General features: G+C 68.5%; 24 protein-coding genes and 1 tRNA gene. 18 read left to right on the top strand and 7 right to left on the bottom strand.

Annotated elements, in window-relative coordinates; all coding sequences use genetic code 11:
• Positions 1 to 6: 6 nt before the first annotated feature.
• The 4 genes from ACPEH8_RS09055 to ACPEH8_RS09070 are packed head-to-tail and all read right to left on the bottom strand — an operon-like array spanning position 7 to position 4,375.
• The gene (locus ACPEH8_RS09055; RefSeq protein WP_017355152.1) at positions 7 to 531 is read right to left on the bottom strand and encodes a Slp family lipoprotein; all 525 of its coding nucleotides are present in this window, start codon (positions 529 to 531) and stop codon (positions 7 to 9) included.
• Entirely contained in the window at positions 528 to 2,480 is a 1,953-nt protein-coding gene (locus tag ACPEH8_RS09060; RefSeq protein WP_423666537.1) for a transglutaminase TgpA family protein, read from the bottom strand. The genes ACPEH8_RS09055 and ACPEH8_RS09060 overlap by 4 nt, the downstream gene beginning before the upstream one ends.
• A complete protein-coding gene (locus ACPEH8_RS09065) occupies positions 2,473 to 3,411 on the bottom strand; it encodes a DUF58 domain-containing protein (protein ID WP_423666671.1) in 939 nt (312 codons plus the stop codon). Before ACPEH8_RS09065 ends, ACPEH8_RS09060 begins: the two co-directional genes overlap by 8 nt.
• A gap of 37 nt (positions 3,412 to 3,448) precedes the next feature.
• On the bottom strand, positions 3,449 to 4,375 hold the full coding sequence (locus ACPEH8_RS09070) for an AAA family ATPase (protein ID WP_136005600.1): 927 nt from the start codon (positions 4,373 to 4,375) through the stop codon (positions 3,449 to 3,451).
• A gap of 67 nt (positions 4,376 to 4,442) precedes the next feature.
• On the opposite strand from ACPEH8_RS09070, the gene ACPEH8_RS09075 reads away from it, so the two are divergent.
• On the top strand, positions 4,443 to 6,311 hold the full coding sequence (locus ACPEH8_RS09075; RefSeq protein WP_166472658.1) for an ArnT family glycosyltransferase: 1,869 nt from the start codon (positions 4,443 to 4,445) through the stop codon (positions 6,309 to 6,311).
• Here ACPEH8_RS09075 and ACPEH8_RS09080 read toward each other — a convergent pair.
• Positions 6,296 to 6,868: a Maf family protein gene (locus tag ACPEH8_RS09080; protein ID WP_262072109.1), complete on the bottom strand. Its 573-nt coding sequence runs from the start codon at positions 6,866 to 6,868 to the stop codon at positions 6,296 to 6,298. The genes ACPEH8_RS09075 and ACPEH8_RS09080 overlap by 16 nt on opposite strands.
• Positions 6,869 to 6,982: 114 nt before the next feature.
• Between ACPEH8_RS09080 and ACPEH8_RS09085 the strand changes: the two genes are divergently transcribed.
• From ACPEH8_RS09085 to ACPEH8_RS09150, 14 genes are all read left to right on the top strand, one after another.
• The gene (locus ACPEH8_RS09085; RefSeq protein ID WP_136005608.1) at positions 6,983 to 7,492 is read left to right on the top strand and encodes a YceD family protein; all 510 of its coding nucleotides are present in this window, start codon (positions 6,983 to 6,985) and stop codon (positions 7,490 to 7,492) included.
• Positions 7,493 to 7,599: 107 nt separating this feature from the next.
• Positions 7,600 to 7,797, top strand: coding sequence for a 50S ribosomal protein L32 (gene rpmF, locus ACPEH8_RS09090; RefSeq protein WP_017357626.1), 198 nt, complete (start codon positions 7,600 to 7,602; stop codon positions 7,795 to 7,797).
• 88 nt (positions 7,798 to 7,885) lie between these two features.
• On the top strand, positions 7,886 to 8,863 hold the full coding sequence (locus tag ACPEH8_RS09095) for a beta-ketoacyl-ACP synthase III (RefSeq protein ID WP_017357625.1): 978 nt from the start codon (positions 7,886 to 7,888) through the stop codon (positions 8,861 to 8,863).
• A 74-nt stretch (positions 8,864 to 8,937) separates the two neighbouring features.
• Positions 8,938 to 9,720, top strand: a complete 783-nt coding sequence (locus ACPEH8_RS09100) for a serine/threonine protein kinase (protein ID WP_017357624.1) — start codon at positions 8,938 to 8,940, stop codon at positions 9,718 to 9,720.
• A 472-nt stretch (positions 9,721 to 10,192) separates the two neighbouring features.
• Positions 10,193 to 11,137, top strand: coding sequence for an ACP S-malonyltransferase (gene fabD / locus ACPEH8_RS09105; protein WP_026071039.1), 945 nt, complete (start codon positions 10,193 to 10,195; stop codon positions 11,135 to 11,137).
• Positions 11,138 to 11,209: 72 nt separating this feature from the next.
• Positions 11,210 to 11,953: a 3-oxoacyl-ACP reductase FabG gene (gene fabG / locus ACPEH8_RS09110; protein ID WP_136005609.1), complete on the top strand. Its 744-nt coding sequence runs from the start codon at positions 11,210 to 11,212 to the stop codon at positions 11,951 to 11,953.
• Between the two features lie 153 nt (positions 11,954 to 12,106).
• Positions 12,107 to 12,346 carry an acyl carrier protein gene (acpP, locus tag ACPEH8_RS09115; protein ID WP_017357544.1) on the top strand — a complete coding sequence of 80 codons (240 nt, stop codon included), beginning with the start codon at positions 12,107 to 12,109 and terminating at the stop codon, positions 12,344 to 12,346.
• Between the two features lie 136 nt (positions 12,347 to 12,482).
• On the top strand, positions 12,483 to 13,745 hold the full coding sequence (gene fabF / locus ACPEH8_RS09120) for a beta-ketoacyl-ACP synthase II (protein ID WP_017357545.1): 1,263 nt from the start codon (positions 12,483 to 12,485) through the stop codon (positions 13,743 to 13,745).
• 87 nt (positions 13,746 to 13,832) lie between these two features.
• Complete coding sequence (locus ACPEH8_RS09125) at positions 13,833 to 15,188, top strand: aminodeoxychorismate synthase component I (RefSeq protein WP_153164553.1); 1,356 nt, start codon at positions 13,833 to 13,835, stop codon at positions 15,186 to 15,188.
• 73 nt (positions 15,189 to 15,261) lie between these two features.
• Positions 15,262 to 16,320, top strand: a complete 1,059-nt coding sequence (mltG, locus tag ACPEH8_RS09130) for an endolytic transglycosylase MltG (RefSeq protein WP_313218797.1) — start codon at positions 15,262 to 15,264, stop codon at positions 16,318 to 16,320.
• Complete coding sequence (tmk, locus tag ACPEH8_RS09135) at positions 16,317 to 16,985, top strand: dTMP kinase (protein ID WP_017357548.1); 669 nt, start codon at positions 16,317 to 16,319, stop codon at positions 16,983 to 16,985. Before mltG ends, tmk begins: the two co-directional genes overlap by 4 nt.
• Complete coding sequence (locus ACPEH8_RS09140) at positions 16,978 to 17,937, top strand: DNA polymerase III subunit delta' (RefSeq protein ID WP_136005615.1); 960 nt, start codon at positions 16,978 to 16,980, stop codon at positions 17,935 to 17,937. Before tmk ends, ACPEH8_RS09140 begins: the two co-directional genes overlap by 8 nt.
• Positions 17,934 to 18,287, top strand: a complete 354-nt coding sequence (locus tag ACPEH8_RS09145) for a PilZ domain-containing protein (RefSeq protein WP_136005617.1) — start codon at positions 17,934 to 17,936, stop codon at positions 18,285 to 18,287. The genes ACPEH8_RS09140 and ACPEH8_RS09145 overlap by 4 nt, the downstream gene beginning before the upstream one ends.
• Before the next feature lie 65 nt (positions 18,288 to 18,352).
• Positions 18,353 to 18,427: transfer RNA gene (locus tag ACPEH8_RS09150), tRNA-Val, on the top strand.
• Positions 18,428 to 18,528: 101 nt separating this feature from the next.
• Here the strand turns inward: ACPEH8_RS09150 and ACPEH8_RS09155 are convergent.
• Positions 18,529 to 19,035 (bottom strand): GNAT family N-acetyltransferase, encoded by a 507-nt coding sequence (locus tag ACPEH8_RS09155; protein WP_136005619.1) that lies wholly within the window; start codon positions 19,033 to 19,035, stop codon positions 18,529 to 18,531.
• A gap of 181 nt (positions 19,036 to 19,216) precedes the next feature.
• Between ACPEH8_RS09155 and ACPEH8_RS09160 the strand changes: the two genes are divergently transcribed.
• The 3 genes from ACPEH8_RS09160 to ACPEH8_RS09170 all read left to right on the top strand — a co-directional run bounded on the left by ACPEH8_RS09160 (position 19,217) and on the right by ACPEH8_RS09170 (position 22,122).
• On the top strand, positions 19,217 to 21,205 hold the full coding sequence (locus ACPEH8_RS09160) for a PEP/pyruvate-binding domain-containing protein (RefSeq protein ID WP_423666539.1): 1,989 nt from the start codon (positions 19,217 to 19,219) through the stop codon (positions 21,203 to 21,205).
• Between the two features lie 82 nt (positions 21,206 to 21,287).
• The gene (locus ACPEH8_RS09165) at positions 21,288 to 21,569 is read left to right on the top strand and encodes an excalibur calcium-binding domain-containing protein (protein ID WP_026070808.1); all 282 of its coding nucleotides are present in this window, start codon (positions 21,288 to 21,290) and stop codon (positions 21,567 to 21,569) included.
• A gap of 94 nt (positions 21,570 to 21,663) precedes the next feature.
• The gene (locus ACPEH8_RS09170; RefSeq protein ID WP_017356312.1) at positions 21,664 to 22,122 is read left to right on the top strand and encodes a nuclear transport factor 2 family protein; all 459 of its coding nucleotides are present in this window, start codon (positions 21,664 to 21,666) and stop codon (positions 22,120 to 22,122) included.
• 29 nt (positions 22,123 to 22,151) lie between these two features.
• Here the strand turns inward: ACPEH8_RS09170 and ACPEH8_RS09175 are convergent, their stop codons facing one another.
• The gene (locus ACPEH8_RS09175; RefSeq protein ID WP_423666541.1) at positions 22,152 to 23,057 is read right to left on the bottom strand and encodes a hypothetical protein; all 906 of its coding nucleotides are present in this window, start codon (positions 23,055 to 23,057) and stop codon (positions 22,152 to 22,154) included.
• Positions 23,058 to 23,062: the final 5 nt, after the last annotated feature.

Raw genomic sequence — 23,062 nt, forward strand, 5'->3', positions numbered from 1 at the left:
GCTTGTTTACCACCAACCCCAGCCGCGGTAGCCCCAGCCCGGGCCCCATGCCGGGCCCCACGGGCCGTAGGGGTAGGCCGGCACGACGTCGACCTGGCGCTGTTCCGGCCACAGGTAGATCACGTCCGCGTTGATCTTGGGCAGGCGGTAGTCGTACTCGCCGATGCGGGTGTTCTGGTAGCCGTCGATCTTGCCGATGAAGGTCACGTCGCGGCCCGGCTCGAACACGGCCGGATCGTAGAAGCCGGCGCGGCAGGCGATGAAGCGGCCGTCGCTGGCATCGGAGGAGGTGGTGCTCGGGCGGCCACTGCCGTTGAGCGGGCGCGAGATGAGCTGGAAGCAGGTTTCGCCCTGGCCCGGCGTGGTTTCGATGATGCGTCCGCCCCAGCGGACGGGCGTGCCGACCTGCTGGGTGGCCACCGAATCGCGCGGGGTGACGACGCTGAACTGTCCCTGCAGCGGTTTGGGTGCGGTTGCACAGGCGGCCAGTGCCAGGGAGGCGGCCAGGGGAAGCAGCAGTTGGATCTTCATGAGGATGCTCCGGGGTTCGGGCGATGCCTGCGCAGGTCGCGCAATAATGAAGCGAGGTCGACGTCTGCGCCAGCGTACCGCGCATGAACGAAACGGACGCTGAGTGCCAGCAGGGCGGGGTCGGGCCGTTGCGCGTGGACACGCCGCGCCCAGTCGCCGGCCGTCTCGGCCGGGGCACGGGCCAGGCCGTACCGCGCGTAGCGCCGGTTCACCCGGTGCCAGGCGCGCAGCAGCGGATCGCGCTCGCGCTCCCCGCGTGCCAACAGCCACGCCATCCAGCCTAGCGCGGCCAGTGCGAAGACCATGAAAACAGCGATCAGCTGTGACGGTTCCAGCCGCTCGATGCCCAGCGGACGCAGCAGCTGCTGTTGGCGGTTGGCATCGAAGGACAGCACCATGTCGTTCCAGCCGCGGCGCAGCCAGTCGCCGAGCTCGCCGGCCTGCAGCCAGCGCGATTGCAGGCCGCCGTCGGCGCCGGCCCCCAGACGGTCTTCCAGCGTGTCGTAGACGCGCTCGGGCGCTACAGCGGCTGTCGGATCCACCCGGACCCAGCCGCGGCCGTCCAGCCAGACTTCGGTCCAGGCATGGGCATCCATGCGCCGCACGACCCAGTAATTGCCATAGCGATTGCGGACACCGCCGGCAAAACCGGTGACCACCCGCGCGGGGATGCCGGCATTGCGCATCAGCACCACGAACGACCCGCTGAAGTGTTCACAGAAGCCAGCCTGGTGGTCGAACAGGAACTCATCCACGCCGTCGCGCCCGGGCAGCGGCGTGTCGAGGGTGTAGGCGAAACGCTGGCCGATCCAGTCCAGGGCGCGCTGCACGATCGCCGCATCGTCCTGGCCGGCATCGCGGCGCCACGCCCGGGCCAGCGCCGCCGTGCGCGGATTGAAGCCGGCCGGCAGCGCCAGCGCGAGCTGGCGCTGGTAGGGCGTCAGTGGCTGGGAGTAGGCGGTGGCCGGGGAGGACTGCAGGCGCCATCGGGTCAGGGATGCGAGCGGAGCGCGGCTGCGCAGGCTGTGGTCGGCGTTGAGTTCGCTGCCCGGCGGCGCCGCCAGTGGCAGGTCCAGGGCCACCAGCTGCCGGCGGTCGGTGGGTTCGTAGTCGATCTGGTAGTCCCAGCGCGTCGCCCCGTGGGTCACCTGCGGCGGCGGCCGTCGGTCGAGGCTGCGATCCTGTTGCCACCGCCGGCCGTCGAACCGCGTCATCACCGGGCCGCGCCAGTAGCGTTGCGACGGCGCCGGCACGGCCCCGAAGAACTGCACGCGCAGGGCAGGCGTGTCATCGGCCATCAGGTCCAGCCAGGTGCCCGGTTCCATGCTGTCAGACAGGCCCGGCTTGGACACCGCGCGCTCGGGGATGCCCCACAGCGGCTCGCTCAGGCGCGGGAACAGCCAGAACGCGGCCAGCGCCAGCGGCAGCCCCAGCGCCACCAGCCGGGCGATGCCGCGTGCCTGCCCGCGCGCGGCGGGAGGCGCGGCCTGGCCTTCCACATGCGCAAGCCGCTGCAGGGCGAGCAGGGCGGTCAACGCGGCCAGCATCGCCAGCGCAAGCGTCAGCGGCCCCTGGTCGAGCAGAAACGCGGCGAACGGGGCGAACAACGCAAAGCCGAGCAGGCTGCGGGCATCGCGCAGGGAGCGCAGCTCGCTGGATTTGATCGCCAGCATCGCCGCCAGCAGCGCGCAGCCGGTGTCGCGGCCGGGCCGGGCGCCCATCTGCCAGTAGATCGCGCCGAGCATGGCCAGGACCAGCAGCACCCGCAGCGGCGCGGGCAGCACCCGTCCGCGCGAGGCCAGCGCCGTGCCGATCGCAACCGCCGCGATTACCGCCGCCAGCGCATCGGGCAGTTGCAGCAGCAGCGGCAGCAGGCCCAGCGCGGCGCTGGCCAGGCTCCAGTCGCGCGCGCTGCGCGGCAGATCGGGGGGCAGCACGGGATCAGTCATGCGGCAGCACCGCCAGCGCGCGCTGGCACAGGTGGTGGTGGGCGTTGCCGCTGCCCGGGCCCAGCACCGGGTAGCCGGGCAGGGTCAGCGTGTAGCGGCGGCCCTCGCGTTCGGCCAGGTCCACCCAGCGTGCCAGCCGCGCGATCCGGGCTTCGGTCGGCAGCGGTGCCAGGTGCCGCCAGTCCAGCTGGACGTCCAGTCCCACCGGGCGCTCGTACTCGCGCACGAGCAGCGCATCGCGGCGGGCCGAGTGCTTCCACGCGATGCTGCGCGGCGGGTCGCCGGCGCGATAGGGGCGCAGTTGATGCAGCTCCTCGCCACTGGGATGCACGCGGGTGTGCAGCGGGTCACCGCCGCCTTCGGGCAGTGCCGGCGCCTGGGTGTCGGGCGCGGCGTAGACCAGCAGCGGCGTGTCCGGCCACACCCAGGTCCAGGCGCGCACCAGGCCCAGCGGCTGGGTGGTGGAGAGCCGGATGCGGTCCAGGTCCAGCCAGCCGCGCTGCGTGGTGGGCACATCCAGATCGACTTCGGTCTGGTCGTCGTGCGCCAGGTGCGCAAAGGCCAGGGCGTTGTGGTGTTCGATCCGCAGTCCACGCCGGGCGCGCGCGTCGCGGCGCGACAGGCTGATGCGCAGGCGCAGCGGGTGGCCGGCGGTCACCGGGTCGGCCGACACCGCGTCCACCTGCACGCCCGACAACTGCAGGTGCGCGCTGATCGCGCTGGCGATGCCGGTCGCACCCAGCAGCAGGGCCAGCAGCAGCGCGGGGTTGTTGTTGTAGTTCAGCGCGCCCAGCAGCATCGCGCCCAGCAGGACGGCCACGAACAGGCCGAAGCGGGTCGGCAGCACATAGATGCGGCGGCGGTCGATCCGCTGCGGCAACGTGTCGGGCTGGCGCGGACGCGTGTAGTGCCGGCCATTGGCCGGCAGCATCCTCTGCTTCAAGCGGTCTCCCCAGCCGCTGTGCATCTCAGTCGACCTGGACGGTCTGCAGGATCGCCCGCGCCAGCGCCGGTCCCGTGGAGGCCTCGGCCTCGGGTACCAGGCGGTGGCCAGCCACGGCGACGAACAGGGTCTGCACGTCTTCGGGCACCACATGCGCGCGCCCCAGCAGCAATGCATGCGCCTTGGCCGCGCGCAGCAGGGCCAGGCCCGCGCGTGGCGACAGGCCGACGCGCACCCCGGCGTGCTGCCGGCTGCGGGTCAGCAGCGCCTGCACGTACCCGATCAGCGCGTCGCTGGCGTGCACCTGGCCCACGGCCTCGCGCAGCGTGCGCACGTCGGCGTCGCTCAGCTGGGCGGTCGCCCGGGCGATCAGGTGGCGGCGGTCGGTGCCGCGCAGCAGTTCGCGCTCCGATTCCGGATTGGGATAGCCCAGCGCCAGCCGCAGCAGGAAGCGGTCCAGCTGCGAGTCCGGCAACGGGAACGTGCCGGACAGGTCCACCGGATTCTGGGTCGCGATGACGAAGAACGGATCAGGCAGCGGATGGGTGGTGCCATCAAGGGTGACCTGCTGCTCGGCCATCGCTTCGAGCAGCGCGCTCTGCGTGCGGGGCGGCGCGCGGTTGATCTCGTCGGCCAGCAGCACATGGGTGAAGACCGGGCCCGGATGGAACTGGAATTGACGGCTGCCTGCGTCGTAAACCGAGACGCCGAGCACATCCGCTGGCAGAAGGTCCGAAGTGAACTGCACCCGCTGGAAGCCCAGCCCGAGGCTGGAGGCCAGCGCATGGGCGAGGGTGGTCTTGCCCAGGCCGGGCAGATCTTCGATCAACAGGTGTCCGCCGGACAGCAGCGCGACGAACGCCAGCCGCACTTCGTGCTGCTTGCCCAGCAGCAGGGCGTTGACCTGGTCCTGCGCGCTGCGAAGGGACTGTCGCAGGACATCGGTTAGCATGGCTGGCACGTGGGGCGAGTTGTCCATGTCCGTCTCGTGTCGATGATTCCACTGATTCTATAGAGCAATGCAAGGCGAACAACGCGCACGCACAATTTTCCTGTTGCTATGGACGCTGGTCACCGCCGTCAAACTGGTGGTGGCCGCGCGCCTGCCCCTGTTCGTGGACGAAGCGTTCTACTGGCAGGAAGGGCAGCATCTGGCGGCCGCGTATTCGGACCTGCCCGGCCTGACGGCGTGGCTGTCGCGGCTGGGCGTGGAGATCGGTGGTCCGCATGTGCTGGCACAGCGCCTGCCGTTCCTGGCGATCGGTGCCTGGTTGCCCTGGGCGGTATCGCGGATCGCCACGCGCTGGTTCGGTGCGGTGGCAGGGTGGCAGGCCGGCAGCCTCACCCTGTTGATGCCGCTGTCTGCCACGCTGGGCATGCTGGCGGTGCCGGACGTGCCGATGGCGTTGGCGGCGGTGCTGTGCCTGGACGCCGGGGCCCGCCTGCTGCGCCAGGTGGATGCGGCGGCGGCGGTGAAGCTGGGGCTGGGCCTGATGATCGGCGCGCTCAGCCACTACCGCTTCATCGGTGTGATCGTGGTGGGGTTCATTGCGCTGCTGCTGCTGCCGCAGGGCCGCCGCATGCTGCGCGATCCGCGCGTGTGGGTGGCGCTGGCTGTCGGCGTGCTGGCCTGGCTGCCGCTGCTGGCATGGAATGCCGACAACCACGAGGCCGGCCTGAAATTCCAGGTGGTCGAACGCCATCCGTGGGCCTTCCAGTGGAGTGGCCTGTGGTTCCTGGTGATCCAGCCGATGCTGGTCACGCCGATCCTGTGCGTGGCGATGTGGAAGGTGGCACTTGCGGGCACCCGCGCTGGCGGTGGTGCGCGCGCGCAATGGCGCTACTTCGGCCTGATCGGCGCGGTATCGACAGTGGCGATCTTCGTGCTCGGCTTCTTCACCGATGTGGAGCGCATCAGTTTCCACTGGCCGCTGCCGGGCTACCTGGCGCTGCTGATCGCGGTGCCGGTGGTGTTCAATGGCTGGCCGCGCTGGCTGCGCCGCACCGGCTGGTGGATGGCCGGCGCCGGTCTGGCGCTGGCCTTCTCCTACTATCTGGTGGCCTCCACGCCGGCGCTGCGCGAGCAGTTGGCCGGCTACAAGTACTACCCGCGCAATTTCGCCGGCTGGCAGCCGTTGGCCAGCGCCGTGCGCGAGTCGCTGGCGACGATGCCGCCCGGCACGCGGGTGCTGGCCGGCAACTTCAAGGTGGGTGCGGAGCTGGGCTTCCAGTTGCGTGACCCGTCGATCGAGGTGCTGCAGCACCCGTTGAACGACAAGCACGGACGCAGTGCGCAGCTCGGCCTGTGGGGGCTGCTGCACGAGGGGCAGCGGAATGCGCCCATGCTGCTGGTGCTGTCGCCCAGCGACCAGCGCTATCGCGATCTGCTGGAGCGCTACCACGATGTCTGCCGCCAGGTGGGCCCGCTGCCGCCGCCGCAGGTGGTGAGCAACGACCACGGCTTCCAGCGCTTCCTGCTGTTCAAACTGCCGGCCGAGCGCGCCGCCGGGCCCTGCGTGACGCCGGCGATGGCGTGGATCGATACGCCGGTGGCCGATGCCACGGTGGACGGCATGCTCGATGTGCGCGGCTGGGCGTTCAAGGATGGCGTCGGCCTGGCCCGGGTGGAGCTGCTGGTCGATGATCGTCCGGTGGCCGAGGCGCAGTACGGTCGGGCCTACGACGTGACCGCCTTCTGGAAGATCTCCAACGACCCGCAGCACCCCAACGTCGGCTTCGATGCGCGTATCGATACCCGCGCGCTGGCGCCCGGCCGGCATTGGCTGGGCCTGAACCTGTATGGACGCGATGGCAGTGTCGAGCGCTGGCAGGACCAGGCGTTCGTGGTCCCCGCGCGCCCCGCCGGCGAGGCTCAGGGCAAGCGATAACCGGCCAGGCGCAGCAGCTGCGCCACGGCGATCAGCGGCAGCCCGATCAACGCGGTCGGGTCGCGGTTGTCGATTGCATCGAACAGGGTGATGCCCAGGCCTTCGCACTTGAAGCTGCCGGCGCAGTCCAGCGGCTGCTCGGCGGCGACGTAGCGGGCAATCTCATCGGCGCCCAGCGTGCGGAAGCGGACCTCGGTCCGGTCGCAGGCCTGGTGGATCTCGCCATCGCGGATCAGGCAGATGGCTGTGTGGAAGGCCACCGACTGGCCGGACATCGCCGCCAGCTGGGCCTGCGCGGCGGCCACGGTGCCGGGTTTGCCCAGCGGGGCCCCGTTCAGTTCGGCGACCTGGTCCGAGCCCAGCGTCCAGCGGCCCGGATGCCGCGCGGCGACCTCGGCCGCCTTGGCCTGCGCCAGCCGTACCGCCAGCGCGCGCGGCGCCTCGCCGGGGGCGGGGGTCTCGTCCACGTCCGGGCGCGCGGTGTCCAGGGGCAGCCCGAGGCGCGCCAGCAGTTCGCGGCGGTAGCGGGAGGTGGAGGCAAGCAGGAGCGGGGTCATGCGACAATACCGGGCGCGGAAGGCCGGCAGTCTGGCTGCTCCAGGGCGGCCGCTGCAACCTGACTGAAACCGGATTTGACAGCAGGCCGGGCGATCCTTAACATTCAGCGGCTTATGTCCGCGAACGTGCCCGAATTGCTGGATGCTTGGCGGATGGTCGCAGCGCGCAGGCGCTTCGACGGCCAGGTCGATCTGGCTGAATTGACCCGCCTGCAAGGCCTTGTTGCCGATACCGAAGGCCGGTGCACCTATGCACTGGAATTCGCGCACGACGACATCCTGCGGGTATCCTATGTTGAACTGACCATCGACACCGAGTTGCCGCTGATCTGTCAGCGCAGCCTGCAGCGCTTCCTGTTGCCGGTCTCGATGGTGCAGCGGCTCGGCCTGATCCGCAGCGAAGAGGATGAATCCTCGTTGCCGGAAGGGTATGAGCCGTGGCTGGTCCCCGAGGACGGCCAACTGCGTCCGCTGGAACTGGTCGAGGACGAACTCGTCCTGGCCGTCCCGGTGGTACCGCTGTCTCCCGATGGTGAGGCAGTGGATCGCGACTGGGCACCGACCGAAGAAGAAATCAGCAAGGCCAATCCGTTCGCGGCATTGGCGGCGTTGAAAAAACAATAGCAGCCGGTTGTCGTCGGCGGCTGCGGCGAAAGCGAAGACTGTGCTGGGCGCTGGCGTCCTGTGCGACGAAACGACGAAGCAAAACGAACCGAGTTTGGAGCAATCCCATGGCTGTGCAGAAATCCCGTGTTACCCCGTCCCGCCGCGGTATGCGCCGTGCGCATGACGCCCTGAGCGCCAAGCAGCTGTCGACCGACCCGACCACGGGCGAAGTGCATCTGCGTCACCACATCACCGCTGACGGTTTCTACCGTGGCAAGAAGGTGATCACGACCAAGTCGAACTCGGCCGTCGAAGAAGATTGATTCGTGAAGGCCGCTGCCCGGTCGGGCAGCGGCCTTTGCCCCATTCTTCCCGGTCGTCGCTGTTGACGATCGTGCTACAGGACATGCAATGAGCAAGCGGATCTACTCGAGGATCGCGGGCACTGGTAGCTATTTGCCCGAAAAAGTGTTGACCAACCAGGATCTGGAGAAAATGGTCGACACCAGCGATGAGTGGATCCAATCGCGCACCGGTATCCGGGAGCGGCACATCGCCGCGGACACGGAAACCACCAGCGACCTCGGCTATCACGCCGCGGTGCGTGCGCTGGAAGCGGCGGGTATCGACGCTTCGCAGCTGGACATGATCGTGGTGGGTACGACCACCCCGGATCTGATCTTCCCGTCCACCGCGTGCCTGATCCAGGCCAAGCTCGGTGCGACCGGTTGCCCCGCTTTCGACGTCAACGCGGCCTGTTCGGGCTTCGTGTTCGCGTTGAGCGTGGCCGATAAATTCATTCGCTCCGGTGACGCACGCCATGTGCTGGTCATCGGCGCGGAAACCCTGACCCGGATCGTCGACTGGACCGAGCGCACCACCTGCGTACTGTTCGGCGATGGCGCCGGCGCGGTCGTGCTCAAGGCCGACGAAGACACCGGCATCCTCAGCACCCACCTGCATTCGGATGGCAGCAAGAAAGAGCTGCTGTGGAATCCTGTCGGCGTGTCGGCCGGTTTCGGCGAGGGCGAGAACGCCCGCGGCGCGATCCTGATGAAGGGCAACGATGTGTTCAAGTACGCCGTCAAGGCGCTGGACTCGGTCGTGGACGAAACCCTGGATGCCAATGGCCTGACCAAGGCCGATCTGGACTGGCTGATCCCGCACCAGGCCAACCTGCGCATCATCGAAGCCACCGCCAAGCGGCTGGAGATGTCGATGGAGCAGGTGGTGGTGACCGTGGACAAGCATGGCAACACCTCGTCGGCCTCGGTGCCGATGGCGCTGGATGTGGCGATCCGCTCCGGTCGCGTCGAGCGCGGTCAGCTGCTGCTGCTGGAGGCCTTCGGTGGCGGCTTCACCTGGGGTTCGGCACTGCTGCGCTATTGATAGCGCACGTTACGACAACGTGATGCAGTCGTTACGGCCCCATTCGGGGCCGTAAGCATTTCAGGAGATCCGTCATGGTTGAGCCCATCGTCATTGAAGGGCAACGCGCCTGGCTGAAGCAGTACGGCGAAGGAAGTCGGGTGGTGGCCTTGGGCCTGCTCAATTTCATCGCGCGGCGGTTCCAGTTGGACGCGCTGCGTCCGCCGCCGCACCGGGGAGGCGACGCCGCCCGTGAAACCGAAGCCCGCCGCTTGGCCGAGCTGAAGGACCAGGGAGTGAATGTGCCGCCGGTGATCGGCAGTGGCCATGCCGCGCTGGTGCTGGGCGACAACGGCAGCTCGTTCAATACCTGCCTGCGCCAGGCCGACGACGCCGGCCGCGATCGGCTGGTTTCGGCCGCGATGCAGGCGATCGCGTCGGCACATCGCAACGGCGCCTATTTCGGCCAGCCGTTGCCGCGCAACCTGACCTGGGACGGACAGCAGGTGGGCTTCATCGATTTCGAGGAGGACCCACTGGAAGTGATGGACCTGGCCCAGGCCCAGGCGCGCGACTGGCTGATGTTCGGCTATGGCGTGGCCAAGTACTACGAGGACCGCCCGCAGCGGCTGCAGCAGTTGATGGCCGATGCAATGGACGGTGCCGAGGCACCGGTCCTGGCGCACGCGCACGAAGTCTCCGGCCGCCTGCGCGGTCTGGCCCGCGCCAGCCTGAAAATGGGCCGCTCGGCCCGCGCCCTGGCCCATGCGATCCTGATCGTGCACGGCGCCACCACCCTGGGCGTGCTGATGCTGGCGGTGATCTGTTTCGACTTCTTCTCCGACGGCGACCTGGACATTCTGCAGTTGCTGGTGTGATCGAAAGCGCTGGTTGAAGTACGTCCCTGTAGGCTCCATCGCCGCATCCATGCGGCGAAGGGGCCCGTGAACCCACGCACGCCGCACCGCCGACAGTTGGCCGGCGCGCATGGGCAATCCACGTCACCGCACACAGCGTTCGCTGTGCCACGCCTGCCCGCTGCACCCGCTTCTGCCCGTTCCATGCGCACCGACGCACCGTGCGGGGACCGGGGCGAGTGGGGGTGTGGGGGTGTGGGACCGTAGAAAACATGGATGTTCTCTACGAGCCTACAGGGACGTATTCACGGCGTGTCCCGCACCCCCACTCGTCGCGGTCCTCATCAGGGACCGTGCAGCCTAGGTGCTGTTGCCGTTCGCTTGAAGGGGCTGTGCGCGCCGCGCCCAGCCCCCCTCAATACGCGTCAGTACAGACGGAGGGCGGTGTTCGCCCTTATCATTTGCCGTTCGATTTTTGCAGGCGGATGACCGCGTGACCGATTCCAATCTCGCTTTCGTGTTCCCAGGCCAGGGCTCGCAGTCCGTGGGCATGCTCGCCGAACTGGCCGAACTGCACCCCCAGGTGCGTGAGGCCTTCAGCGAAGCGTCCGACGGTGCCGGCGTGGACCTGTGGGCGCTCTCGCAGGGCGGTCCCGAGGAAATGCTCAACCGCACCGAGTACACCCAGCCGGCGCTGCTGGCCGCCAGCATTGGCGTGTGGCGTGTCTGGAATGCCGTGGGCGGTGCCCAGCCGGCGGTCCTGGCCGGCCACAGCCTGGGCGAATACACCGCCCTGGTCGCGGCGGGCGCCCTGTCGCTGCGCGATGGCGCCCATCTGGTGCGCCTGCGCGGCCAGCTCATGCAGGATGCCGCGCCCACCGGCGTCGGCGCGATGGCTGCCGTGCTTGGCGCCGAGGATGCGCTGGTGCTGGAGGTCTGCGAGCAGGCCGCCGGCAGCCAGGTCGTGGTTCCGGCCAACTACAATTCGCCCGGCCAGATCGTGATCGGCGGCGATGCGGCCGCGGTCGACCGCGCGCTGGCGCTGCTGGCCGACAAGGGCGTGCGCAAGGCGGTCAAACTGGCCGTCAGCGTCCCCTCGCACACCCCGCTGATGCGCGAAGCCGCCAACCGCCTGGCCGAAACGATGGCCGGCCTGGACTGGCACGCCCCGGCGCTGCCGGTGGTGCAGAACGTGGATGCCCGCATCCATGACGGCATTGATGCGATCCGCCAGGCGCTGGTCCAGCAGCTGTACCTGCCGGTGCAATGGACCGGTTGCGTGCAGGCGCTGGCAGCCCGTGGCGTTGTCCGTGTGGCCGAGTGTGGTCCGGGCAAGGTCCTGAGCGGATTGATCAAGCGCATCGACAAAACGCTGGACGCGCGCACACTGTCCACGCCCGCTGATTTTGAAGCTGCCCGCGAGACCTGGGCTGCCTGATTTTTCGACTGCCTCCGCAACGGCATGGCCCTGTGCCTGCGCTGCTGACCGGTCCCGTCCGAGGAAACACAGATGAGCAAGCCCCTTCAGGGTGAAATCGCACTGGTGACCGGCGCCAGCCGTGGCATCGGTGCGGCGATCGCCGACGCACTGGCCGCGCAGGGCGCGACCGTGATCGGCACCGCCACCACCGACGCCGGTGCCGCCGCCATCGGCGAGCGCCTGGCCGCCGTGGGCGGCCACGGCCGCGCGCTGAACGTCACCGACGCGGCCGCGCTGGACGCCGTGCTGGACGGCATCGCCAAGGAATTCGGTGCGATCACCATCCTGGTCAACAATGCCGGCATCACCCGCGACAACCTGCTGCTGCGCATGAAGGACGAGGACTGGCAGGCCATCCTCGACACCAACCTCACCAGCGTGTTCCGCACCTCCAAGGCTGTCATCCGCGGCATGATGAAGGCGCGCAAGGGGCGCATCATCAACATCGCCTCGGTGATCGGCGTGACCGGCAACGCCGGCCAGGCCAATTACGCGGCGGCCAAGGCCGGCATCATTGCCTTCTCCAAGTCGCTGGCCAAGGAAATCGGTTCGCGCGGCATCACCGTCAACGTCGTGGCGCCGGGCTTCATCGATACCGACATGACCAAGGCCCTGCCGGAAGAGCAGCGCACCGGTCTGGTCAAGTCGATCGCCCTGGAGCGCCTCGGCGAACCGTCCGACATCGCCAATGCGGTGGCGTTCCTGGCCGGTCCCTCGGCCAGCTACATCACCGGCGAAACCCTCCATGTGAACGGCGGCATGTACATGCCGTAAGCATGTGGCGCAGGGATCGCGCCGCAAGTGGTTGATCTGAAAGATGTTTTGCAGCGATGCAAGGCGTCGCTGGTTTCCACTACACTATCCCACGGTCATCCCTCACCGGATGGCGTCATTTTTGAACCACTACTCCATCTGGAGCGATATCCAATGAGCACCATCGAAGAACGCGTCAAGAAAATCGTCGTCGAACAGCTTGGCGTCAAGGAAGAAGAAGTCACCAACAGCGCATCGTTCGTCGATGACCTGGGCGCTGACTCGCTGGACACCGTTGAACTGGTGATGGCGCTGGAAGAAGAGTTCGAGTGCGAGATCCCGGACGAAGAAGCCGAAAAGATCAGCACCGTCCAGGCTGCGATCGACTACATCAACGCCCACGTCAAGGCTTGATGTCAGGCGGCTTGCGCGCGGCCGTGGCAATCGCCGCGACCGCGTGCGGCAAACTCATGGGGCCGCACATGCGGCCCTGTGCATTTGAGCGTTGTACCGCGTCATACCCGCAACACCCGGGTCAGGAGAATCTGCAATGAAGCGTCGCGTCGTCGTTACCGGCATGGGCATGGTCTCGCCGTTGGGCAATGATATGGCCACCAGTTGGAAGGGCATCACCGAAGGCCGTTCCGGCATCGGTCCGCTGACCAACGTTTCGCAGTCCTACCTGGACCGTTTCACCACCAAGATCGCAGGTGAGGTCAGGGACTTCGACATCACCGCCGACAACGAACAGTTCGGCAAATTCCGGGTCAGCGGCAAGGATGCCAAGAAGATGGACCCGTTCATCCATTACGGCCTCGGTGCCTCGTTCATGGCCCTGCACGATGCGGGCCTGGAGATCACCGACGCCAATGCCGAGCGCGTGGGCGCCATCGTCGGCGCCGGCATCGGCGGTCTGCTGGGCATCGAGGAACAGACCATCGAGTTCCACGAGGGCAAGAAAATCTCGCCCTTCTACGTGCCCAAGACCATCATCAACATGCTGCCGGGCCAGCTCAGCATCATCACCGGCCTGAAGGGTCCGTCGTTCTCGGCGGTGTCGGCCTGCGCCACCTCCAACCACTCCATCGGCACCGCCATGCGCATGATCCAGTACGGCGATGCGGACGTGATGGTGGTGGGCGGCGCCGAGCGCGGCTCCTCGCCGACCGCCCTGGGCGGCTTCTGCGCGATGAAGGCCATGAGCACCCGCAACGACGCGCCGGCTGAAGCCTCGCGACCGTGGGACAAGGACCGCGACGGCTTCGTGCTGGGCGACGGTGCCGGCATTCTGATCCTGGAAGAGTACGAACACGCCAAGGCGCGTGGCGCGCGCATCTATGCCGAGCTGGCCGGTTTCGGCGCGAGTTCCGATGCGTACCACATGACCGCGCCGAGCGAGAACGGCGAAGGCGCTGCGCGCTGCATGACGATGGCCCTCAAGGACGCCGGTGTGACCCCGGACCAGGTCGGCTACCTCAACGCGCACGGCACCTCGACCCCGCTGGGTGACCTCGGCGAAACGATGGCCATGAAGACCGCGTTCGGCGACCACGCGTACAGGATGATGGTCAGTTCGACCAAGTCGATGACCGGCCACCTGCTCGGTGCCGCCGGCGGCGTCGAGGCGATCTTCTCGGTGCTGGCGCTGCGCGACAACATCATTCCGCCGACCATCAACCTGCAGCAGCCGGGCGAAGGCTGCGACCTGGATTACGTGCCCAACGTGGCGCGCCAGCAGAAGGTGGATGTGGTCATGTCCAACGGCTTCGGCTTTGGCGGTACCAACGGCACGCTGGTGTTCAAGCGCGTCTGATCCGCGCACCGTCGTACCCCGCGCCCGGGCCGCCATCATGGCGGCCTTGGTGTATCTGGCCCCCGCGCTCCTTTCCGGTTCCCTGCCATGCTCCAGATCCAGCCGTTGCCCGCCACCACCGATCTGCTCGCGCTGCAGCGCATGGACCCCTCGCGCTATCCGCTGCTGATGGAGTCCACCGCCTCGGGCACCGCCCAGGGGCGCTGGGACCTGCTGCTGATGGCCAACGGCCAGGCGCTGGCGCTGCACGCCGACGGCGTGGTCCGCGACGCTGACGGCACCGCCCACGCCGGCAGCTTTCTCGAGGCGCTGGATGCGCACTGGGCGGCCCTGCGCCTGCCCCGCGAGGAGACCATGCTGCCGTTCCGCGGCGGCTGGGCGCTGATGCTGGACTATGAACTGGCCGGGCAGATCGAAACCGTGCTGCAGGTGCCCGCGCGCGCCGACGGCCTGCCCTCCGCACTGGCCCTGCGCTGCCCGGCCGCCGTGCTGCACGACCGCGTTCTCGGCCAGTACCACGCCATCTGCGAAACCGACCACGCCGGGCTGCTGCCGACCCTGCTGGCCGATGTGCAGGCATCCACCACGCTGGCACCGCTGCCGGCCTGGCAGCCGCCGGCCGACGTGACGGAAGACGCCCCGCAGCGCTTCACCGACGGTGTTGGCAAGGTGATCGACTACCTGCGCGCCGGCGATGTGTTCCAGGTCAACCTGTCGCGCCGCTGGGCAGCGCAGTTCGCCCAGCCGCTGTCGCCGCAGGCCCTGTATGCCCAGTTGCGGGTGGCCAATCCGGCCCCGTTCGCCGGCCTGTTCATGGCGCAGGGCAGGGCAGTGGTCAGCTCCTCCCCCGAGCGCCTGGTCTCGGTGCATGGCGATGACGTGCAGACCCGTCCGATCGCCGGCACGCGCCCGCGCTTCGCCGGCGACGACGATGCCGCGCGCATCCAGGAGCTGGTGGGCCATCCCAAGGAGCGTGCCGAGCACGTCATGCTGATCGACCTGGAACGCAACGACCTGGGGCGCATCTGCACGCCCGGCAGCGTCGAGGTCGACGAGCTGATGACGGTGGAAAGCTACGCCCACGTGCATCACATCGTCAGCAACGTGCGTGGTCGCCTGCGCCAGGATGTCAGCCCCGGCGCGGTGATCGCCGCCACGTTCCCCGGCGGCACCATCACCGGCTGCCCCAAGGTGCGCTGCATGCAGATCATTGCCGAGCTGGAGCAGACCGCACGCGGCGCCTACACCGGCGCGTTCGGCTGGCTGAACCGTGATGGCGACCTGGACCTGAACATCCTGATCCGCACCGCCGAAGTGGCCGCCGACACGGCGGTGTTCCGCACCGGTGCCGGCATCGTGGTCGATTCGGACCCGGTCAAGGAACTGGACGAAACCCGTGCCAAGGCGCGTGGCCTGCTGCGTGCGCTGGGGCGGCAGGACTGAGCCACGGTATGCTGTCCGACGGGGTGCCGGCCGCTGGCCGGTGCCGCGCACTGAATAACGACACGAGGTGAACATGGCGGGTGCGAAGCGGGGATGTCTGGCCGTGCTGGCGGTGCTGCTGCTGGGCGGCCTGGTGCTGGCGGCAGTGGGTGCCTGGTTCTGGCACGACCAGAGCCGCTTTGCCGACGCGCCGATCACCCCGGACCAGTCCAGCGTGGTGATCGCCTCCGGCGATGGCCTGAATACGGTGCTGGGCAAGCTGCGTGCTGCCGGTGTGGACGAAGGCAACGATACCCAGTGGACACTGCTGGCACGCCAGCTCGATGCCGCCGGCAAGCTCAAGGTGGGCGAGTACGCGCTCGACGCCGGCCTCACCCCGCGCGAACTGCTCATCCGCATGCGTCAGGGCCGCGTGCTTCAGCACCGGCTGACCATCGTCGAAGGCTGGAACATCCGCCAGGTGCGCGCCGCGCTCAAGCGTGCCGATCCGCTGCGCCACACCACCGATGACATGGACGACCCCGCGCTGATGAAGGCGCTGGGCTTCCCGGGCGAGCACCCCGAAGGCCGCTTCCTGCCGGAGACCTACGTCTACCAGCGTGGCGACAGCGACCTGGACGTGCTCAAGCGCGCCCATGCCGCAATGGAGAAGGCGCTGACCGCCGCGTGGGACAGCCGCGCCGACGATCTGCCGCTGAATTCACCGTATGAGCTGCTGATCCTCGCCTCGATCATCGAGAAGGAAACCGCGCTGCCCAGCGAGCGCCCCCAGATTGCCGGCGTGTTCGTGCGCCGCCTGAAGATCGGCATGCGCCTGCAGACCGATCCGACGGTGATCTACGGCATCGGCAGCCGCTACGACGGCAACATCCGCAAGCGCGACCTGACCACCGACACGCCGTACAACACCTACACCCGCGCCGGCCTCACCCCGACCCCGATCGCCATGCCCGGCCGCGACGCCCTGCATGCGGCCGCGCAGCCGGCCGCCGGCGACGCGCTGTATTTCGTGGCGGTTGGCGACGGCAGCGGCGCGCATGTGTTCTCGGCCAACTACACCGACCACAACGCCGCGGTCGCGCGTTACCTGCAGCAGCTGCGCCAGCAGCGCAGCCAGGCGGCACCGCAATGACGGTTTCGCTGCTGCGCCACCCGCGCCTGATCAGCCTGGAAGGCGGCGAGGGCGCGGGCAAGACCACGGCCATCAACGCCCTGCGCGATGCCTTGCACGCGCGGGGCCACGAGGTGCTGCTGACCCGCGAGCCCGGCGGCACGCCGCTGGCCGAGCGCATCCGCGCGCTGGTGCTCACCCCCGATGCGGAGATCGCCGCCGAGCCGCTGTCGGCCGAAGCCGAGCTGCTGCTGGTGTTCGCTGCGCGCGCCCAGCATGTGCGCGAGGTGATCCAGCCAGCCCTGCAACGCGGCGCCTACGTCATCAGCGACCGTTTCACTGATTCCAGTTACGCCTATCAGGGCGGCGGACGCGGCCTCGATGCGGCCTGGATTGCCGACCTGGAGCGCCGCGCCGTCGGCCTGCTGCCGGGATTGACCCTGCTGCTGGATGTGGACGTGGCCGTGGGCCGCGCCCGCGCCAATGGCCGCGATCTGTGGCCGGACCGCATCGAGAGCGAGCAGGACGATTTCTTCCAGCGAGTGCGCGCGGTATTCCGCCAGCGCGCCAGCGATGACGCCGCGCGTTTCCGCCTGATCGACGCCGGCCAGGACCAGGCCGGCGTGGCGCGGTCGGTGGTGGCCGCGGTGGACGCGTGGCTGGCACAGGAGCCTGCCCATGACTGATACGTTCTCACCCTGGCAGCAGCGCGCCTACGACCAGACCGTGGCCGCGCTGGATGCCGGCCGCCTGGGCCACGGCCTGCTCATCTGCGGCCCGGCCGGGCTGGGCAAGCGCGCGGTTGCGCTGCGCCTGGCCGAACATGTGCTCGGGCGTGGCGAACCGGCGGCGGCCAAGCGCAGCGCACAGCTGATTGCCGCCGGTACCCACCCGGACCTGCAACTGATCTCGTTCATTCCCAACAAGTCCGGCGACAAGCTGCGCACCGAGATCGTGATCGAGCAGGTGCGCGAGATCTCGCAGAAGCTGGCGCTCACCCCGCAGTACGGCATTGCCCAGGTCGTGATCGTCGATCCGGCCGATGCGATCAATCGCGCCGCCTGCAACGCGCTGCTCAAGACCCTCGAAGAGCCGCAGCCCGGCCGCTACCTGTGGCTGATCAGCAGCGACCCGGCGCGCCTGCCGGCGACCGTGCGCAGCCGCTGCCAGCGGCTGGAGTTCAAGCTGCCGCCGCGCGAGGAAGCACTGGCGTGGCTGCAGGCGCAGGGCCACAGCGACGCCAGTGCGCGCGAAGCCCTCGACGCCGCGCGCGGTCATCCCGGCCTGGCCGATGACTGGCTGCGCGAAGATGGCCTGGCGCTGCGCCGCCAGGTGGCCACCGATCTGGAATCGCTGGTGGCCGGCCGCGCCGGCGCGGTGGAACTGGCCCAGCGCTGGACCGGCGACGAGCACGGCGCGCTGCGCCTGCGCCATGCCGCCGACCTCGCGCTGGCCCAGGCGGCGGGGGGCGGCTTGACCGATCCGGACCGATTGCACAAGCTGGCGTCGTGGTTCGACGCCGCCAACCGAACCCGCGACCTGCTGCGCACCACCGTGCGCGCCGATCTGGCGGTGGTGGAATTGTTGTTGGCCTGGAACAAGGTCAACGAGCGGCACCCAAGGGGAACTAGAGCATGAGCGCCACCAACGCCCGCCAGGGCATCCTGTCCCTGGCCGTGAAGGACAAGGCCGCGCTGTACAGCGCATACATGCCGTTCGTGAAGAACGGCGGCATCTTCGTGCCCACGCCCAAGCGTTACTTCCTCGGCGACGAGGTGTTCCTGCTGCTGACCCTGCCGGACTCCAGCGAGCGCCTGCCGGTGGCCGGCAAGGTGATCTGGGTGACCCCGGCCGGTGCGCAGGGCAACCGCGCCGCCGGCATCGGCGTACAGCTCGCCGAAGGCACCGAAGGCGAGGCCGTACGGCACAAGATCGAGACGCTGCTGGCCGGCATCATCACCTCGGACAAGCCCACGCACACGATGTGAAGAAATTTCAGGAAAACCGTTGACGTGAAAATTTGCCGCCCTATAATGAGCGGCTCAGCAGCATCGGGCGGTTAGCTCAGCGGTAGAGCATTGCCTTCACACGGCAAGGGTCGCAGGTTCGAACCCTGCACCGCCCACCATGATTCAGTCGAAAAAGCCTCCGGAAACGGGGGCTTTTTTGTTGGCGTGAACCCGGCGGGCAGCGCGATCACACCCGCCGCCGCGACGCAGGCCTGCAGGATCAGTCCGGCGTCATGCCGGCGCGCCGGATGAGGCGAATATCGAAGTCGGATTCGTCGTCCTGTACAGGAACGGTGACCTCCACGCCCATCCTCGGCAGGTTCCGCTGCCAGAACGCCTTCGCCTGCAGATCCCTGCGCCAGGTGGCCAGCAACCATTGCCCGCTCTGCGGCGTGACCAGCGCCGCAACGACGGCGGTGGCGATGCCTTTGCCCCGGTGTGTGGGCAGGACGAACAGATCGGCCAGCTCGCGTATCGGTTGGCCCTGGAACGCGACGTCGTCCACCAGCACAAAGCCGCACAGCGTGTCCTCCCACCACAGCAATCGCGCCCACGTCGGCTGCTCGCGCAGGGTGGCCTCGACATCGCTTCGTGTGCAGTCGTACAGACCGTCGGGCTGGATGTTCTCGCCGCTCCACCGGGATGCGTCGAAGTAGTACAGCTGCATCAGCCGGAACAGGGTGTCGGTGTCGGCTACCGAGGCGGTGGGCATTCTCAACGGTGGCATCACGGACCGCTCCTTGGCGTGGGCCTCGCAGTATCTCCCAGCCGCGCGCCACCACGTCGGGTGGGTGCCAAACCGCGACAATCAGGTGCCCGGGCCGGCGCATGCCTGGCCCGGACCCCAGTTCCGGCAGCGCGGGCGGGACTGCCTTATGATCCACCCACTTCATTCCCGCACCGGCATCATGGAACGAGCCTGTACGACCTCTGCTGTACGACCCCTGTGGGCACGTGTCGCCGTTCTCACATTGCTGCTGGGGTGTGCCGCTCCCGCGCTGGCGCAGACCGCGCGCAAACCGTCGCCCTACGAGTACCGGCAGGGCAGCGATACGTCCGCCACGCCGGTGGCCGAGGGACCGGATTACCTGTCGCGCATCGACAGCCGCGCCCAGTTCATGCAGCTCGCGCGCGTGTACAACGCAGGCACCGCGCTGGAAATGCCGCACCTGATCTTCGTGATCGACCGGCGCAACGCGGCGCGCATCTACTACATCAACACCCCGCGCATTGCGCTGCACGAGCAGTTCGTACGCCGCCAACGGCTGCTGCCGGGCATGGACAAGGCCACGCTCAATGCGCAGTACCGCGATCCGCAGCGGCGCTTCCTGTTCGGCACGATCAGTTGGCAGCAGGATCTGCCGGGCTACACCTACGAGTTCTGGGAGGGCGACCAGCTCACCGCGCCCCTGCTGCTGCAGACCGACCAGGTGGTGCGCGCCTCGTTCCGCGACCCCATCCGCTTCAAGACCAACTCCACCCGGCACGAGCAGCTGGCCAGCACCATGAAGCTGCCTTACGTCAGCCAGGAGGCCCTGCTGCGCGAGCAGCGCTTCCTGCCGCTGAACACCGGCCGCGCGGAAGGCCGGCTGCGCATCGTGCGTTCCGAGCAGCAGCTGCGCACGCTGTCGCCGCGCGATATTCCGGTGTTGGATGAGGTGCCGATCGCGCTGGCACCGGTGGCCGGCCTGGTGACGCAGCGACCGTCCACGCTGCTGTCGCACGTCAACCTGCTGGCCAAGGGCTGGGGCATCCCCAACGCATACGTGGCCGACGCGCAGAATGCGCTGCGCCAATATGACGGGCGCTGGGTGACGCTGGAGGTGACCGCCAACAACTACCGGGTTACGCCGCTGGCGCGCCCGGCCAGAACGCCTTCCGCCACGGCGGCCCGCCCGGCGGCACGCAATCTGCCCCGCCCGGACCTGACGGTGGTGGCGCTCAAGCCGCTGGCGTCCCTGCGTGCGCGCGACAGTTCCCACTGCGGGGTGAAGGCGGCCAACCTGGGCACACTGAAAACCGCGCTGCCGCCCGCCGCGCGCGTGCCGGACGGTTTCTGCATCCCGTTCTCGCACTACCAGGCGATGATGCAGCGGCTGCAGATCGACGAGCGGCTGCACGCGCTGCAGCGGCGCCCCGGCTTCGGCACAGACCCGGACGTGCGCCGCGAGGCGCTGGCCACGCTGCGTGCCGAGATCGCCAATGCCGCGCCCGATCCGGCCTTCATCCGCACGTTGGAGGCCCGCTGGCGCGAGCAGCTGCAGGGAGGCGGGGTGTTCGTACGCAGCTCGTCCAACTCCGAAGATCTCCCCGGTTTCAGCGGTGCAGGCCTGTACACCACCGTTCCCAACGTGACCCGCGCCGATGACCTGGCCAAGGCCGTGCAGACGGTGTGGGCATCGGTCTACAACTTCGAGGCATACGAAGCGCGCACGGCCGCCGGGCTGCAGCAGGATGCCGTGGCGATGGCGGTACTGGTCCAGCGCGCCGCGCCTTCAGACAGTTCCGGTGTGATGATCACCCGTGACCCCTTCGATGCCGCGCGCCGCCACATCACCTACATTTCGGCCAAGCGCGGTCTGGGCATCCGCGTGGTGGAAGGCAAGCGCCAGGCCGAGCAGGTGATGTACTCCAGCTGGTCCAAGGCAGTGCAGGTGCTGAGCCGGTCGGCCGAGGATACCCAGCTGGTGGCCAACGCCGCGGGTGGCGTCCGCGAGGTGCCCATCACCGGCTCGCGGCAGGTCCTGACCGATGCGCTGATCGCGCGGCTGGCCAGGATCGGAACAACCACCAAGCAGGCACTGGGCGGCGTGGACCAGGACATCGAGTGGGCCGTGGTGGGCGATGAGGTGCTGATGCTGCAGTCGCGACCCTATGTGGACGGAAGCGCGCGCTGACGGGCGGCTGCCTGCCCACGCCCGCTTGCCGGCCGTCCTGTGCTTGCCTATGCTCCAGCCAGATCAGGGGGAGCCAGGGACGATGAAGAAGATCATTATCGGCGCGGTACTGTGCCTGGTCGCCGCGTACGGCTACAGCAAGCTCAGGCACGTTGACCTTGCCGATGTTGGAACCTCCCGCAGCGCCTGGGCTGCACCTGAACCTGCCACGGCAGCGCCTGCGCGCTACAGCTGCGATGGCCGCACGCACTGCTCGCACATGCGCTCGTGCGAAGAGGCCACGTATTTCATCCAGAACTGTCCCGGTACGCAGATGGACGGGGACAACGACGGCATCCCGTGTGAGCAGCAGTGGTGCGGGTGAGTGACCGGATCACGGTGAGCGACCCGGGGCACTGGCAGAGCCGGCGGGCAATGGCGTTCAATGCGGTCACCCTTGCTCACCGCCTGGAACAACGATGCCCGCGCTTGCCCTGCTGATTGCCGCTGTCGCTGCCGTGGCAGCGAACACGCCGTCCGCGCCGGATGCCGCCACACTGGCGGCCATCGAGGCCACCTGCCTGGACTATGTGGACGGCCAACTGGAGGCGGACCCGGACCGGGTGGCGCGGTCGCTGCACCCGGACCTGGCCAAGCGCAGGGTGCTGGGCGATACCCCGGACGAGCGGCTGGGCCTGCGCCGCATGAGCAGGGAGGAACTGGTGGAGCTCACCCGCCAGGGTGCGTTGAAGACCCCGAGGGAGCAGTGGAACCGCAGCTGCCGCGTGCTGGATGTGACGGCCGATGCGGCCTCGGTGCGGTTGGAGACGCCGTGGTTCGTGGACTACTTCCACATGGGGCGATTCGGCGAACGCTGGATCATCGTCAACGCGCTCTGGTACAGCAAGCCGGCGTCGACGCGCACCCCGCAGCCCTGACGCAGGGCGCGGGCGCGCGTCGCCGATGCTTACGCCACCCGCACCAGCTGGTGCTTCACGCTGGGCCACAAGGCCAGCTTGTGGGTCACGTTGGTGATGGTACGGCGCGGGTCGGTGGGATGGGGCCGGGACGAGGTGGTGGTTCTGCCCTGGCGCCACAGCCCGAACATCACGATTTCCGTCCCCACCGGGAAGGACTGCAGCCACGCCGCATCGCTGTGCCCGACGCTGATTTCATAGAAATCCCTGCGGTCGGTCACGCCGGTGTGCTGGTACTTCGGTGCGCAGTTGAGGTACACCGAACCAGGCTGGGTGGCGCGGTGCGAGCGGACCGTGCCGACCAGCGGCAGGGGCAGGTCGGTGGATGTCGCGCCCAGCCGTTCCCAGGCCTCGTCGTACCGGTCCTGCGTGTAGAAGAAGCTGCTCCAGTCGACCTTCTTCTTGCCCAGGCGCAGGGTCAGGTGCGTCGCCAGCAGCGTGTCGCTGCCGCACATCGCGCGCAGGATGAGCAGATCGGCAAGGGTGCGCAGGTAGCCCGCCAGTACCGGGTCCGCGCCGTGATGCTCAGCACCGCCACGTTTCAGGCCCTGCTGCAGGAGCAACAGCCGCAGCTCGTGCGTTCCTTCGCCAAGCGGGGGCAGGAAGTCGGCATCGGCGCCGGCGGCGAGCAGGGCCTGCAGGTGCGCCGGCGCATCGTACCGGCAGCCGGGGCGGTGCTCGGCTTCCTTGCCCAGGTCGATGTAGGCCGGCATGTGCACGGGCTCGGCATGACCGGCGTGGCGCCTGCTGTGCCCGGGCACGAACGTCACCGGAACGCCGCACCCCGGGCTGTCACACAGCAGGGTGGGCAGGGTCTGTTTTGTGTCATGGCGCTTCTGCAGGTCGTCAACACGGTGCAGGGTGCCGTGCGTACCCACGGCGGTGCGCATCTTCATGCCGC

It is taken from the genome of Stenotrophomonas sp. NPDC077461 (genome assembly GCF_049545475.1).
GTDB lineage: Bacteria > Pseudomonadota > Gammaproteobacteria > Xanthomonadales > Xanthomonadaceae > Stenotrophomonas > Stenotrophomonas nematodicola.